7 protein-coding genes are annotated in these 15,902 nt (G+C 73.7%); 6 read left to right on the plus strand and 1 reads right to left on the minus strand.

Annotated features, from left to right (window positions below; all coding sequences use genetic code 11):
- Positions 1–157: 157 nt before the first annotated feature.
- The 6 genes from ACIA8O_RS12925 to ACIA8O_RS12950 all read left to right on the plus strand — a co-directional run bounded on the left by ACIA8O_RS12925 (position 158) and on the right by ACIA8O_RS12950 (position 13,030).
- Positions 158–8,935 carry a toxin glutamine deamidase domain-containing protein gene (locus ACIA8O_RS12925; protein ID WP_396293738.1) on the plus strand — a complete coding sequence of 2,926 codons (8,778 nt, stop codon included), beginning with the start codon at positions 158–160 and terminating at the stop codon, positions 8,933–8,935.
- A 121-nt stretch (positions 8,936–9,056) separates the two neighbouring features.
- On the plus strand, positions 9,057–10,298 hold the full coding sequence (locus tag ACIA8O_RS12930) for a serine hydrolase domain-containing protein (protein WP_396293739.1): 1,242 nt from the start codon (positions 9,057–9,059) through the stop codon (positions 10,296–10,298).
- A 146-nt stretch (positions 10,299–10,444) separates the two neighbouring features.
- Positions 10,445–11,107, plus strand: coding sequence for a hydrolase (locus tag ACIA8O_RS12935; RefSeq protein ID WP_396293740.1), 663 nt, complete (start codon positions 10,445–10,447; stop codon positions 11,105–11,107).
- Positions 11,108–11,112: 5 nt separating this feature from the next.
- Positions 11,113–11,634: a DoxX family protein gene (locus ACIA8O_RS12940; protein WP_396293741.1), complete on the plus strand. Its 522-nt coding sequence runs from the start codon at positions 11,113–11,115 to the stop codon at positions 11,632–11,634.
- 89 nt (positions 11,635–11,723) lie between these two features.
- Positions 11,724–12,305: a Dps family protein gene (locus ACIA8O_RS12945; RefSeq protein ID WP_396293742.1), complete on the plus strand. Its 582-nt coding sequence runs from the start codon at positions 11,724–11,726 to the stop codon at positions 12,303–12,305.
- Positions 12,306–12,388: 83 nt separating this feature from the next.
- Complete coding sequence (locus ACIA8O_RS12950; protein ID WP_396294249.1) at positions 12,389–13,030, plus strand: GPR1/FUN34/YaaH family transporter; 642 nt, start codon at positions 12,389–12,391, stop codon at positions 13,028–13,030.
- A gap of 39 nt (positions 13,031–13,069) precedes the next feature.
- Here the strand turns inward: ACIA8O_RS12950 and ACIA8O_RS12955 are convergent, their stop codons facing one another.
- Positions 13,070–15,802: an ATP-binding protein gene (locus ACIA8O_RS12955; protein WP_396293744.1), complete on the minus strand. Its 2,733-nt coding sequence runs from the start codon at positions 15,800–15,802 to the stop codon at positions 13,070–13,072.
- Between the last annotated feature and the right edge of the window lie 100 nt (positions 15,803–15,902).

Consider the following 15,902-nt stretch of genomic DNA (forward strand, 5'->3'; position numbering starts at 1 on the left):
GCTGCGGCCCGGAGACGGGTCTTTTCCGATTCCCTTCACCCGCTCGTCGCCTGTGTTGCCCTTCGGCAGTACCCCGTGGTCACGCGGGACGGATTGATTGACGTGCGCTCGCGCGCTGTTCTGTCGGTCAACTGTCTTTTAGGGGTACGGGTCCACGATGGCTGTCGAACTCCCGGAGCCCCTGCAGTGGGTCCTGATGCTGCTCGCCGGTTCGCGTTGGCCCGAGGGCGACGAGGACCTGATGCGGGACATGGCGCGTCGTTGGCGGTCGGCCGCCGAGAGCGTGGACGAGGGCGGGCGGGCCGCCGATTCGGCGATGAAGCGCGCGCTGGACGGTCAGCAGGGCGCGGCGATGGACGAGTTGGCGAAGAAGTGGGAGACGCTCACCCTGCCGGTGGACGGTTCCAAGCCCGGTTTCTTCCCCGGCATGGTCAAGGCCTGCAATTCGATGGCCGACAGTCTGGAGGCGATGGCCAACTCGACCGAGACGGCGAAGATCTCGATCGTGGCGCAGTTGGGCATCCTGGCTTTCGAGATCGCCACGGCGGAGGCGGCGGCGCCGGTGACGGCGGGTGCGTCGTTGGCGGCGATCCCGGTGGCGATCCAGGCCAGCAAGATGACGGTCCAGCAGATCCTGAAGAAGCTGGCGAAGGAGATCATCGTCCTGGCGTTGAAGGAGGCCTTCCAGGAGGTCGCCATCAACCTGCTGGCGCAGTCGATCCAGCTCGCGGCGGGTAACCGCAAGGAGTTGGACGGCAAGGAGTTGGGGATGAGCGCGGCCGGTGGTGCCATCGGTGGCGCCGCGGGTGGTGTGCTGGGCAAGGGACTTGGTGCGGCGGGCAACAAGCTCATCGGCAAGAACATGGACCGGCTGCCGGCCCAGATGGTCGAGGGCGCCATCACCGACGTCGGTGCTGACGCGTTCACTCAGTTCGCCCTCACCGGTGAGGTCGACGCGGGTCAGCTCGGTGGCTCCGCGCTGAGCGGCGCGGGCAGCCCGGCCATCATGCGGGGTGCCTCCGCGCTCAAGGGCAAGTTCAACTCCTCGGACATCCCGGACGCCTCCGACTTCACCGGGGGCGGCACCGACGGTCCGGGGGCGGGCGGTACGGGCGGCACGGCCAGCGCCGGCTCCGGGGGCGGCACTGCGGGCGACTCGGGTTCCGGTGCGGGTGCGGGCAACAGCTCGTCCGGAAGCGAGAGTTCGAGCGACAGCGGTGGCTCGACCGGTGACCACGGGCCGACCCCGGGCAAGCCCGGGAGCAACGGGAACGACGCCGACGTCGACCCGTCGATGCTCTCCCCGATCGGCAGCGACGGCCACCACACCCGTGGCGGCGGCGACTTCGACGCTCCCGCCTCGCGCGGACCGGCGGCGGACGGCGGCACTCCCCAGACCCCGACGCCGCGCAACCCCGACGCCCCGCGCACCTTCGCCGCCCCCAGCCACGACACCACCGTCCCCACCCCGGAGACCGCCCCGTACCAGGGACCCACCTCCGCCACCCCGCGCACGGACGCCGCGCCCCACCTGGCCCCCTACGAGCCGCCGGCCCAGCGCAGCGCCCCGGACACCACCCCCACCCCGTCGGTACCGACCGCGCACACCGAGAGCCCCGCACCGCGGACCGAGGCCCCGACGCCGCGCGCCGAGAGCCCCGCACCGCCGCACGTCGAGACTCCGACCCCGCGCGCCGAGGCCCCCGCACCGCGGACCGAGACCGCGCCGACCCCGTCGCACGAGTCCACCCCGTCCCAGGACAACCGCCCCTCCCCGCACGAGAGTTCCAGCACGCCGACCTCCTCCGCCCCGCCGCGGGGCGACGGCGCCCCGAACCCCGGCCACCCCACCGGCAGCACCGCGGGTGCGCCGCACCCCGAGGGAGTCCGTCTGGCGAGCGGTGGCCCCGCCGCCGTGCGGGCACCGTCCCACGACACCGCCCCGTCCACCCCTGACGCCCCGTCGGTCCCGCCCGCCCGGTCCGCCGACAGCCCGGTCCAGACGTCGAACGGCCCCGGCGTCCCCGTGGCGTTGGGCCCCGTCAACGGCGGCCGCCGCGGCGCCGGCCCGCAGCCGGCGCCCGCCGCCCCGCCCACCCGGCCCAAGGCCGAACCGGTCGCGCCCCCGGCGCCCACCCCCGCCAACCCGACCCGCCCGCGCCCCGAACGCGGCGCCCCGCCCACCGACTCCACGCCCGACAGCGCGCCGATCGACAGTGCGCCCACCGACACTGCGCCCACCGACAGTGCCCCCGCCCCCGAGGCCCCGCCGGCACTCCGCCCGCCCGCCACGGCCGGACGCCCCCTGGGTGGCGAGGGCGGTCTGACCGAGCCGACCGGTCAGGACCTCGAACGCCTCAAGCAGGCACTGCCGCCGCGCGACGGGGACGACCCCCACCCCGACCCCGACCCCGGCTCCGACAAGGGCGACTGGATCGCCGCCATCAACGGCGACGGGCCCGAGGCCCCCGGCCGGACCAACAACTGCGTCGACACCACCCTCGCCTTCCTCGACACCTACCACGGCAACCCCACCCCCGCCGCCGCGCGGACCCCCGACCCCGACGCCGACGGCAACCCCTCCGCGCTCGGCGAGCGCAACGGCCGCGACCGCATCGAGAACAACCTCGGCGCCCGCTTCACCGACCTCGGCGACGGCCCCGCCGCCTTCGACCGGTTGAAGCAGACCCTCGTCAAGAGCGGCCACGGCTCCGCGGCCGCCATCACCACGGTCGACGCCGACGGCCGCTCGCACGCGTGGAACGCCGTCAACCACAAGGGCACCGTCACCTACGTCGACGCCCAGACCGGCCGTCGCAGCAACGAGCCCCTCCACCAGGGCGAGAACGGCGTCTTCGCCATCCCCCTCGGCCCCGACCGCTCGCCCGTCACCCCCGAACCCCACGCCGACCCCGACCACGACCCCGCCACCGAACGCCGCGCCCCCGAACGCCCCGCCGCCGACACCGGCTTCCCCTCGCCCGGGCCACGCGTGGCGGTGTACGGGGACGGCCTCTGCCTGCTGCGCTCGCTCGTCGTGAGCGCGCCCGACCTGACGGGTGGTCCGCCGGCGGCGCAGGGCAGCTCCGCGCAGCAGCTGAAGTCCCGGGTCCGTGACCACTTCGACGGGCTGGCCCCGCAGGCCTGGCCGCTGGAGATCGTCTCCAACTACCGCGGCCAGCTGCCCAGTCGGCCCGACCTGACCAAGGACGACCTGCTCGCGTACCTCCCCGAGGACGTCCGCAACGACTACGGGCAACTGCCGCTCCCCGACCTGCGGGAGATCGTGGTCGGGCACATCACCGAGAGCGCGCCGCCGCCGACACCGGAGGAGCGGGCCGGTCTGCTCGAGACGGTGGACCAGTGGGCGAGCCGCTGGGGCACGCCGCAGGGCGAGATGCTGCCGGCCGCCGCGGCCCACGCACTCGGCCTCCGTCTACGGGTGGTCAACCACGACGGCGTCCCCCTGGCCGTCTTCGGCCCCAACACCGGCCAACCGGTGACGGTGTATCACCGGGGCAACCACTACGACGGCAGCGGACCGTCCCCGGTCGCCGGAGGCCACGAGTCCGCCGCCCCGAAGCCCGTCACCGCTGCTTCGAAGCCTGCTCCCGCCGCCGAGTCCGAGTCCGAGACCAAGCCGAAGGACGACGAGAAGCCCAAGGACCTGCCCGAGGACAAGCCCGAGAAGGACGCCGAGGACAAGCCCGAGGAGAAGTCTGAGGACAAGCCTGAGAAGGACGCCGAGGAGAAGTCTGAGGACAAGCCTGAGAAGGACGCCGAGGAGAAGTCTGAGGACAAGCCCGAGAAGGACGCCGAGGACAAGCCCGAGGAGAAGTCTGAGGAGACGTCCGAGGACAAGTCCGAGCAGCCGAAGCAGGACCCCGATGCCCCTCGTCCGATCGCCGGAAACGATCTGGTGGTCGGCCTCAACAAGAACGAGCAGGCCGTCCGGGACCAGGTCATCGCCGTCCTCACCGAGTCGGTCCCGGGTGACCGCGCCGTGGTCCGGGCCTTCGCCGACGCCCACTTCAGCCCGGCGACGCTGCGTCCGATGGTCAGTGCGCTCTCCCGCGGCGAGACGGTGACCGTCCCCTTCGAGGGCGACGGGTTCAGCGGCAGCATCAAGCTGAGCGGTGCCGTCACCAAGTCGGTGCCCGGGTCGACCCAGAAGATCGAGTTCGAGAACGGCGCCGACCGCACGGTCTCCCTCGGCAGCACCCAGAGCTCCCAACTGGGGCTCAACATCGGCATTCAGACCCGCCAGTCGACCAGTATCGTCGACCCCGCCCAGCTCGCCGGCTACTTCCACGACCGTGGCCAGAGCCGGGTCAAGGTCGACCTCGGCGGCATGGTGGCGCGGACCAAGACCTCCGTGAACGCCCAGATGTACGACTCCACGATGAAGCTGGAGCTCGACTTCGGCGGCCTGCGCCACGGCGGCAAGCCGGTGCACCCCGAAGCCGGCAAGGACACCAGCACGGTGGACCTCGGTGTGACCGTCGCGGTGCCCAAGGTGCCCGACGCGCTGGCCGACAAGGATCTCCGGACGGCGCCGCCGCGACTGCAGGGCGGCCGGATCGGCGGTCAGGAGGTGGTGCTGGACCTCTCCCCGAAGGGCGGGCCCCAGGGCGGGCGGCCGGTCGAGGCGCTGCTCGACCAGGTGCAGGAGGCGGGGGAGAAGGAGTTCGGCAAGGACTGGCCCGCGATGCGCGACAAGGTCCTCTCCGAGGTCGACTTCGCCCGTCTCCAAAGGGACTTGAAGGGCATGACGGCCGGCGAGCCGACCACCGTCACGCTCACCGACAAGAACGGCAGGCCGCTCGGCACGGTGGAGATCAGTGCCAAGCTCGGCGGCCTGCAGCAGACCGGGGTCCCCACGACCACCGAGTTCAACATCGGCACCACCGTCCAGCAGGTCCGCAGCACCGCCGAGAACCGCGGCAACGCGGGGCAGTTCGGGCTGGGGCTGGGCGTGAACCCCGGTGCCCTCCTGGCCAACGGTGTGGCCTCCGGCCGGCTCGGCCAGGACCGGATCGAGATCTCGGGCAACAACCGGGTCTCCCAACTGACCGTCAAGTCCAAGGTGCCGGGCGTCCGGTACGACGGCACCGTCGACTTCACGATGACCTTCAACGGCAAGCCCGACGTGCACCAGGCGGGTTCGGCCGACGTCAAACTCATGGTGGACGAGGCCGACACCACCGATCCGGCCAAGCCCGCGGAGCCGCGGCCCACGGAGGTCGCCACCCCGCCGGACTCCGTCTGGAAGGAGGACGGCGGCCTCGGCGAGACCGTCGTCGTCCGCGACCTGGAGACCACCGCCGCGCTGCGCAAGGCCGTGGACGAGAAGGGGCGGGCGGAGTTCGGCGACGACTGGGACGCCGTCAGGGACCAGGTGCTGCAGGGCTTCAGCCAGCCCAACCTCGCCGCCAAGCTGACCGGCATGACCCGGGGCGAGCCGCTGGAGATCAAGGTCCCGGGGAAGAAGGACCTGGTGGTCACGGCCACCGCCAAGGTCGAGTCGATGACCTTCCGCCGCAACGACACCGCGGCGGAGCTCAACACGGTGAACGAGACGGGTTCGTTCGGGGCGGATCGCCGGCTGATGTCGCGCACCGCCGCCGCCGACGGCCACCTGGGCCTCGCCGCCAAGAAGAGCACGCCCCCGGCCGACCTGCTCGCCACCGCCGCCGGCCACCAGCGGGACCGGGTCGGTGCCCAGGGCCGCCGCGCGGACCGGGTGTACGCCAACGGCAAGTACGCGGCGCCGCAGGTGATCTACGGTGCCAAGCTGACCGTCGACGTGCACTTCGGCAAGCCCGGCGAGGCGCCCGGCCGCGCGGGCGACCCCTCGGCCCCGCTCGACGTCGAGATCAGCATGGACGCCCTGGACACCGTCAAGAAGCCGACCCCGGACGGCGAGGACGGTTCGATCGCCTTCACGCGCCCGACCGCCCCGGCCGAGGGCCCGGCCCCGAAGACGGAGGACAAGGGGGCGGAGGACAAGGAGACCGAGGGCAAGGAGACGGAGGACAAGGGGACGGAGCACACCCCGCCGGCCCGGATGAGCGAGCAGCACGAGCTGAACGCCTCCTACGTCGTCCACACCCTGAGCGGCGCCGACAAGGTGCGTGCCGAGGTGGAGGGCGCGATCAGGAAGAAGCACGGCGAGCCCACCGAGGAGGTCAGGCAGCGGATCGACGACGCCTTCGACCGGGTCGCCCTCAAGACCCAGCTCTCCCAGCTCACCCGGGGCGGGAAGATCACCGAGACGGTCTCCGGTGCCACCTGGAAGGCCGAGATCACCGTCACGGCCAAGCTGGGGGGCGTCAAGTACCACTCCGAGGTGGGGAGTTACGAGTTCGAGTCGGGCACCCGGACCTCCCGCGGCCAGGGCAACGTCCAGGACCACCGCACCCGTACCGAGTACGGCGGCCAGCTCAAGGTGAAGACCCCGGTCGTGGACGTCACCGGCGGCTACAGCCACCGGACGGACCGCACCTACGCGCACGGCGTGGAGACCGTCGGCTCGACCTCCAACCGGGCCAAGCACACCGAGGCCGCCGCGTTCTTCGACGTCGGTGTGGACTACGACGTCAAGGTCGAGTTCAAGCGGCTCGGCTTCGACGACGGCTCGGTCACCGTGCCGGTCGGTACCACCGCCCGGGTGGCCGTCCCGATGCGTGACGCCGACCCGAAGCCGCCGCCGGTTCCCCCCAAGGACGTCGAGGGTCCCGGGGACGGGAAGGAGGACGGGAAGGAGGACGGGAAGACCGAGCCGCCGAAGCAGCCCAAGGGCTACGTGAACGGCAAGCGCCTGGACTCCTCGGCGGTCGTCACCGACGTCCACCTGCCGGCCGGCCGGCCGCGGGTCGAGGGCATGACGCTCGGTCAGTCGATCCTGTCCGAGGTCGAGGCCAAGGCCAAGCAGAAGCCCGGCGCCCCGGTCCCGCAGCCCAAGCTGAAGGCCGACCCGTTCGGCGGCGACCGCGACGGCATCCGCCGCAAGCTGGACCAGGAGCTGACCCCCGACCGTCTCCAGGCCCGCCTCAAGAGCATGACCGCCGGGGACGCGATCGTCGTGCGGCACGGCAACACCACCGTCCGGGTCACCGCGGTGCTCGGCGACAAGATGGACCACCTGGGCGGTTCCGGGAAGACCGAGTTCAACACCGGCACGGACGTCCAGCAGTCCGTCACGGACTCGGCCGGCAACGCCGGGAGCCACCAGGGCCGGCTCGCCGTGATGGGCTCCGCCCCGGTGCCCGGGTCGCCCGTCTCGGTGACGGCCGGGCTGACCGGCACCGGCGGCAAGGGCCAGGACCACACGGAGGTCCACAGCTCCAGCACCTCGGCCGGCTCGGCCACCAAGGCCAAGGTGGCCGGCAGCGCCTACCAGGGCGAGGCCGAGCTCCAGTTCACCATCACCCGGACGCCGTTGTTCGGCCCCTCCACCTTCGAGCGGCGCACCGCGACGATCGGCTTCGAGACCATCGTCGAGACGAGCGAGACCGTGCCGCCGGCCGCCGAGAAGCCGGCCGCCGAGAAGCCGACTGCCGAGAAGCCCGCCGCCGACGCGCCGCGCCCCGAGAAGCCGCCCCTGGTCCTCCCGACCGAGGCCCCCGCGCCGACCGAGGTCCGCATCCCCCCGGAGCGGGTCTGGGAGAGCGGGCTGCGCGACAGCGACGTGCTGCGCTTCCTCGGCGACGTCGGCGGTGTCCAGGACCTGGTGCGGCTGCGCGGGCCGGAGTACTTCGGCAAGTCCACCTGGCAGAGCATGGAGCCGGTGGTCGGCGCGGTCACCTCGCACAGCCAGCTCTCGGCGCTCTTCAACAGCGCGACCCAGGGCGGTGACGTCTCGGCGACCCTCCCGACCTCGCGGCTCACGCTCGGTGGCGGGAAGGGCGTCGAGGTCGGCATGAAGATCGTCTCCCTGGAGCACGAGCAGAACGACCCGGACGTCGAGTCGAGCCCGTCCAACTCCAGCTCCACCGGCGTCGGCCACTCCGACCAGTCGGTGAAGAACGCGGGCCTGCGGGCCCAGGTCGGCGCCAAGATCCCCGGCGACGTCGTCCACAACCCGGCCGTCATCGGCGGGGCGCAGCGGATCTGGCGCGAGGGCGACACCCACGGCGACGCGGGCCAGATCGTCTCCAACGGCAAGTACCCCAACCCGATGGCCCGTTACTCCGGTGCGGTCCAGGTGGAGGTGACCCTCTTCGACGGCAAGCGCGACCCGGTCAAGGAGAGCGGCGTGCTGCCCTTCACCGTCGACATCCCGCTCACCGACACCACCAAGGCCGACCGCCCGGGCGACCACCAGTTGGCCTTCACCCCGGAGAACCACACCGGCGAACTGCGCTTCGACGAGGACCCCGGCCTGGCCGCCGACATCCTCGGCGCCCTGCCGCCGACCGCCCCGCCTGCCGGCCGGGCGACCGCCACCCCCGAGCAGAAGGAGCAACTCGCCGGTACCGTACGGCTGGTGCACACCGCCTTCGGCGAGCACTCCGTCCCGACCCCGGCCGACCTGCGGACCGCCCACCGCCTGGTCGAACTCGGCGGCGGTACCACCGGTGGCACCGCCACCCTGCTCGGCGGTGCCCTCGGCACCCCGGAGGGCACCGCGCCGAACGCCCCCCAACTCCGCCGGGTGATCGCCTCGATGGGCCTGGTCGCCGACCACTCCACCCTCGCCCCGGGCGATGTCCGGTCCGTCCACCGCCTGGTCGAACTCGGCGGCTCCGTCCAGGGCGCCACCACCGTCGTCGGCGACCTCTTCGGCACCCCGGAGGGCACCGCGCCGAACGCCGCCCAGATCGGCCAGGTGATCGCCTACATGAACCGGATCTCCGGCGACGGGCCCGTCACCCTGGACGACCTCTACCTCGGAGCCGCCCACGGCTGGCCGCAGTCCGGGCCCCGACCCTGACGGCGGGTCAGGGCGCGGGGCCGGGGTGCGGTCAGGGTCGGACCCGGATGGCAGCGCGGCCCAGGTCGGCGAGACTCGTTCCCGAACGAAGCGAACGACGACGAACCTGGAGCACCGAAGCGTGAACACCCTTGCGAACAGCCGACGTTGGACCAACCTCGCGGTCGCCGGAGCCGTCCTGGCCGCCGTGGTCGCGGGGACGGGCGGCTCGGCCCTGGCCGCCTCCCCGTCGGCCCCGGCCACTGCCGCGTCCGCCGGCGTGACCGCCGCCCCCGCCCTGCCGCCGCTCGACCGGGCGGCGATCCGGGAGGCGGTCGCCAGTTACCCGAGCGGCGACGTCAACGGCGTGCTGGTGCGCGTCACGGGCAGCGCCGGGCAGTTCGCGGCCTCGGGCGGCATCGGCGACAAGGAGACGGGCCGGGCGCCGGACCCGGAGGGCCGGTTCCGGATCGGGTCGATCTCCAAGGTGTTCACCGCCACCGTGGTGCTCCAACTGGCCGCCGAGCAGCGGCTGGACCTGGACGGCACCGTCCAGCAGTACCTGCCGGGCCTGCTGCCCGCCGAGTACCCGCCGGTGAAGGTCGGCCAGCTCCTCGACCACACCTCGGGCCTGCCGCACGGCAGCAGCGGCGCCTGGGGCGACGGCACCTCCGCCTGGTTCGTCGACCACCGCTTCGACAGCTGGACGCCCCAGCAGGTGGTCGCCACCCTGGCCGGACAGCAGATGGTCTTCGCCCCGGGCACCGGCCAGCAGTACAACGGCTTCAACACCTTCGTCGCCGGCCTGCTGATCGAGAAGGTCACCGGCCACTCCTACGCCCACGAGGTCAAGCACCGGATCATCCAGCCCCTGCGCCTGCGCGACACCGCCGTCCCCGACCGCGACGACCCCCGGCTGGCCCGCCCGGCGGCCCACGCCTACCTGACGGTCCCCCACCAGGACGGCACCAGCCACCAGGTGGACGTCACCGAGCAGAGCCCCTGGCCCTGGGCCGAGGGCGGCCTGATCTCCAGCGCCCCCGACCTGGACCGCTTCTTCACCGCCCTCTTCCAGGGCCGCCTGCTGCCCCCGGCCCAGCAGGAGCTGCTCTTCACCGTCCCCGACGTACCCAACGTGAACAACCCGCAGTGCCTCCCCGGCCAGCAGCGCGCCTGCATGAGCAAGGGCCTGGTCCGCACCGAGATCAACGGGGTCACCCTCTGGGGCAAGACCGGCTCCCGCCCCGGCTGGACCAGCGGCGTCTTCGCCACCCGCGACCTCCAGCGCCGCATGGTCTACTCGTTCAACCCGACCAGCCCGCGCGGCGCCGACATGCGCCACATCCTCCGCCTCGCCAACGCGGTGGTCCCGCCGGCGAAGTAGCCCCTCCCCAGCGGCGGTGGTAGTGCACTGTCGTGCAAGGTCCCGGTCGTGGGGGGAGAAAACGGGAGGTCGGGGCGGTCGTAGTTTCGGTTCTGCCCGGCCGCGGAGGCGGCGGGGCAGACCCCGACCGCTCCGAAAGGACCCCCGTGTTCGACATCGCCCAGGTGACCGCCGCCCCGAGCGCCGACCTGCTCACGCCCGACAACGCCGTCATGCTCTTCGTCGACCACCAGCCGCAGATGTTCTTCGGCACCGGCAGCGGTGACCGCGCCGCGATCGTCAACAGCACGGTGGGCCTCGCCAAGGCGGCCCGGGCCTTCGACGTGCCGGTCGTGCTCACCACGGTCGCCGCCGAGTCGTTCTCCGGGCCGCTGCTGCCGCAGCTCGCCGAGGTCTTCCCGGGCCACGAGGTCATCGACCGGACCAGCATGAACGCCTGGGAGGACGAGGCGCTGGTGGCGGCGGTCAAGGCGACCGGGCGGAAGAAGATCGTCCTGTCGGGCCTGTGGACCGAGGTCTGCCTGGTGCTGCCCGCGCTCTCCGCGCTCGGCCAGGGGTACGAGGTGTACGTGGTCTCCGACGCCTCCGGCGGTGTCAGCCCCGCCGCCCACGAGCACGCCCTGCAGCGGATGGTGGCCGCCGGCGCGGTGCCGGTGACCTGGGTGCAGGTGCTGCTGGAGCTGCAGCGCGACTGGGCGCGCCAGGAGACCTACGGCGCCGTCATGGAGATCGTCAAGGCTCACGCCGGCGCCTACGGCCTCGGCGTCGTGTACGCGCAGGCCGTCATCGGCGCGCACGCCGCGGGCTGACCCCGTTGGACACCGGCATTCTGATCCTCCGTCTGCTCGCGGGGCTGCTGATCGCCGGGCACGGCGTGCAGAAGGTCAGCCCGCACCTCGGGGGCAGGGGGTTGGAGGGCGGGGCGGCGGAGTTCCGCGCCGACGGTTTCCGGGGCGGCGTCCTCACCGCGCTGGCGGCGGGCGGCGGGCAGATCGGGTCCGGCCTGCTGCTCTCGGCCGGCCTGCTGACCCCGCTCGCCGCGACCGGGGCGATCGGGGTCATGACGGTCGCCCTGACCGTGAAGTGGCACAACGGCCTCTGGGTGCAGAACGACGGGTACGAGTACCCGCTCGTCCTGATCGGGGTCGCGGCCGCCCTGGCCGCCACCGGCCCCGGCGCCTGGTCGCTCGACGCGGCCCTCGGCCTCACCCCGTACCCCACCTGGTGGGCCGCCGTGGTGCTCGCGGCCGGTCTCGGCAGCGGCCTGCTCACCCGGCTCGTCCTGCACACCGCCCCCGCCTCCGCCGCCACTACCGCCACCACCGGCGGCCGCTGAGCACCCGTCACCTCCCGGGGCCGCCGCCCGCAGACCCCCGCGTGGCGGCCCCGGTCCCCTTCCGTCCCCCCACCCCCAGGAGTACTCACTTGGACACCACCACCGCGTCCGCGTACGGCGGAGGGCAGCCGCTGCTCCGTCAGAAGGGTCCCGAGACCCAGGCGTTCGGCACGCTGAAGCAGCTGCCGATCGGCCTCGGCCACGACACCCGGCTGTACGCCTGCCAGCGCCTGAACCGGGTGCTCGCCGACACGCAGATCCTCTACTCCCTCTACAAGAAGCACCACTGGCTGATGCGCGGGGCGACCTTCCACTCGCTCCACCTGATGCTGGACCAGCACGCCGCGGCCCAGCTGGCCATCGTCGACTCCCTGGCCGAGCGGGTCCAGAGCCTCGGCGGCGTCGCGGTCGGGGACCCGCGCCACGTGGCGGAACTGACGGCCGTTCCGCGGCCGCCGAACGGCGTGGAGCCGGTCCCCGTCATGCTCTCCAGGCTCCTCGACGCGCACGAGCGGATCCTGGTCGACGCCCGGGACGCCGCCGCCCGGATCGCCGCGGAGGGCGACGAGGGCAGCACCGACCTGCTGGTCTCCGAGGTCATCCGCACCGGCGAGGCGCAGGTCTGGTTCCTGGCCGAGCACCTGGTGGACACCCCGCTGGTGCAGGCCTGATGGACCCCGTGAGCACCACCTCCCCCGAGGGCCCGGACGGCGCGGCCCCGCCCGCCCGCCGCCACGAGCCGGACCTCCGGTCGATGACCCGGATCAACCTCCGCCCCGTCGCCTCGCCCATGCCGCTGGGCTTCTTCACCGTGGCCATCGCCTCCGCGATGACGGCCTGCCTCCAGCTCGGGATCCTCGACGACGAGGCCCGCCGGGCGGTCGCCCTGTGCGTGCTGCCCGCCTTCGCACTGCAACTCCTGGTCAGTCACCTGGCGTTCGGGGCCCGCGACGTGATCGCGGCGACCCTGATGGGAGTCTTCGCCGGCAGTTGGCTGGCGTACGCGCTGGTCCTGTACAGCGGCGCGGCCGACGGGCTGCGCGTGCTCGGCGTCTTCAACCTCGCGTTCCTGTGCTTCGGGGCGTTGATGGCGGCCGTGACGGGGCCCAAGCGCGCGCTCTGGCTGGTGCTGGTGGTCTCCCTGCCGCGCTGGGCCGCCACCGGCGCGGCGGGTCTCACCGGCGCCGAGTGGCTGACGCGGGTGTCCGGGGTCCTCGGCCTGGCCGTGGCCCTGGTCTCGGCCTACGCGGCCTACGCCCTGATGCTGGAGGACATGCGCAGCGAGGAGGTCCTGCCCATCGGCCGCAGCGGTCCCGCCCACACCGCCGTCGAGGGCGATCTCGCGGTGCAGCTGCGCAACCTGGAGCGCCACGCGGGCGTGCGCCGCACGCTCTGATCACTGGAAGCCGCGTAACTCGCGGGAGTTGACGGTACGTCAGTCCGGGACGGCCGCCGCCTTGGTGTACAGGGCGGCGGCGTCCGCGTGGCCCAGGGCGGTGAGCAGGTCGGCGGCGCGGTGCCAGGCGGCACGGGCCCGGTCGTGCAGGCCGAGCACGAGCAGGGTGTCGGCCAGGTGGTCCAGGACCTCGGCCTGGTTGTACTCGTCCGCGGCGTCGACGTAGCCGTCGAGGGCCCGCTCGTAGCACTCCAGGGCCCGCCGGTGGCGGCCCAGGTGGTGGTGGGCGTAGCCGATGCTGTCCCAGGTGGCCGCCTCGCTACGGCGGTTGCCGTTGGCCCGGAGGATCGGCAGGGCCTGCTCGCAGTGCCGGATCGCCTCCTCGTGCTCGCCCAGCAGTGCGTGGTACCAGCCGACGGCGTTGAGCTCCCGGGCGACCTTGTTGCGGGTCGCCTCGTCGTCACCGAGGGCCCGGAACAGGGCCAGTGCCCGCCGGGAGTGCAGCAGCGCCTCGCGGTGGCGGCCCTGGCGGCCGCGGACCCAGCCGGTACTGCGCTCGACGGCCGCCCGCATGGTGGCCGAGAAGGCGGACAACTGGTCGAGGAGCGGCTGCAGTTGAGCGTCGGCCTCGGCGTGGCGGCCGCTCAGGGCGTAGGAGCGGGCCAGCGAGAGGCGGGCCCGGACGACCTCGTCGGGCGGGCCGACCAGGGCCGGTCCGCCGAGCGCGATGCGGAGGATCTCGATCTCGTCCTGTGCCCAGCCCTGCTGGGAGGTGTACAGATGTCCGGTGAAGGCCAGGCTCCAGATCCGGCGCAGGTGCTCCTCACCGGCGGCCGAGCGGAGCAGGGCCAGGATGCTGCGGTACTCGGCCCCGTACCAGGCGGTGCCGGCCGCCCGGTCGTCGAAGGCGAGGACCACGGTGCCCGGCAGGGCCGGCTCCAGGGTGACCTCCTCGCGGCGGGTGGAGACCGCGTCGTTCGCGGCGGCGGCGGAGTGCGCGTAGTGGTCGAGCAGCCGCCCCAGGGCGGCGGAGCGGTCGTCCCCGGGCTCGGCCGGCAGGCCGGCGGCGTAGGCGCGCAGCAGGTCGTGGAGGGAGTAGCGGTCGTGGGAGTGCTCGGTGAGCATGTTCGCCTCGCACAGTGCCCGGGCCAGCGCACGCGTGCGGTCGACGGACAGGGCCGCGGCGCTGGCGGCCGAGGCGAGCGAGATCTCGCTGCCGGGGTGCAGGGCGAGCAGGCGGAACAGGCGGGCGGCGTCCGGGCCCAGCGCCTGGTAGGACCAGGCGAAGACGGCCCGCAGGTCGGTGTCGGGGTCGTCGAGTCCGAGCACGGACAGCCGGTCGGCGCCCGGGGCGAGTTCGGCGGCCACCCCGGCCAGCGTCAGCCCGGGGCTGAGCACCACCCGGGCCGCGGCTATGGAGACGGCCAGGGGCAGTCCGCCGCAGGCCGCCAGGACGATCTCGACCGCAGCGGGTTCGGCTGCCAGCCGCTCCGGTCCGAGCCGGGCGGCCAGCAGTTCGCGGGCCTGTGCCGTGGTGAGCCGGTCGACCGGGACGGCCAGGGCGCCGTCGTGGACGACGAGCGAGCTCATCCGGTTGCGGCTGGTCACCAGCACCAGGCAGCCGGGGGTGCCGGGGAGCAGCCAGCGCACCTGGTCGGCGTCGCGTGCGTTGTCGAGGACCAGCAGCAGCCGCCGTCCGGCGACCACCGCGCGGAAGCGCGCGGCCCGCATCGCGAGGTCCTCGTCGCGGCCCTCCCCGGCGGGCTCGCCGAGCGCGACCAGCAGGACGGCCAGTGCCTCGGCCGGGTCCAGTGGAGGGCTGCCCGGGTCGAAGCCGCGCAGGTTGAGGTAGAGGCGCCCGTCGGGGAACCGCTCGGCGACCTGGCGGGCCCAGTGCACGGCCAGCGCGGTCTTGCCGACGCCGCCCATGCCGGCCACCGCGGTGATCACCACGGTCGCCGACGGGCCGGCCACCCGGGCCAGCGTCTGCGCCAACGCGTCGGCCAGCTCCGGGCGTTCGGTGAAACCGGGTACGGGCAGCGGGAGGTTGTCCGGTGCGCCGGCGGCCGCCGGCGCGGTGGGCTCGGCACGGGCGGGCCGGACGCGGGCGGGGGCCTCCGGCTCGCGCAGCGCCGCCAGGTGGGCGTCCCCCAGGACGGCGGACGGGCCGACGCCCAACTCCTCGGCCAGCCGTCGGCGCACCTCCTCGAACAGGGCCAGTGCCTCGGCCCGGCGGCCGACCGAGGCCAGTCCGCGGACCACCGCGGCGTGCAGGGGTTCGTCGAAGGGTGCGCTCCGGGCCACGTCGAACGCGGCGGCCAGCACGGCATCGGCGTCCCCGGCCTCGTCGGCGGCCGTCATCGCCTCCGTCGCGGCGGCGATCCGGGCCCGCTCCACCGCCGCGAAGTGCGGCCGGGCCAGGGCCTCCCGGTCCAGGCCGGCCAGCAGCGGCCGCCGGACCAGCTCCGCGAGTTCGCGCCAACCGCCGGCGGCCCCGGGCCCGCCGTCCCGCCCGCGCGCCAGCAGTTCGTCGAAGAGTGCGAGGTCGTCCCGGGCGCCCGAGGTGTCGAGCCGGTACCCGGACGGGACGGGGAGCAGCCAGGACCCGGCCGCGCGCGGCGGCAGCCCGGGCTCCAGGAGACGGCGCAACTGCCCGACGTGGCGGTGCAGTTGGTTCACCGCGGTGGACGGCGGTCGCTCGCCCCAGACCAGGTCGACCAGTTCGGGGGTGCCGAGCCCGCACTCCCGGGCCACCAGCAGGGCCGCGAGCACGGTGTGACGGTGCGGCGGACCGATCTCCAGGGCGGTGCCGTCGCGTTCGACACGTAGTCCCCCGAAAACCCGGAACCGTACTGCCGTCCGCGCCTGCCCG

Source organism: Kitasatospora sp. NPDC051853, from assembly GCF_044452665.1.
Taxonomy (GTDB): domain Bacteria; phylum Actinomycetota; class Actinomycetes; order Streptomycetales; family Streptomycetaceae; genus Kitasatospora.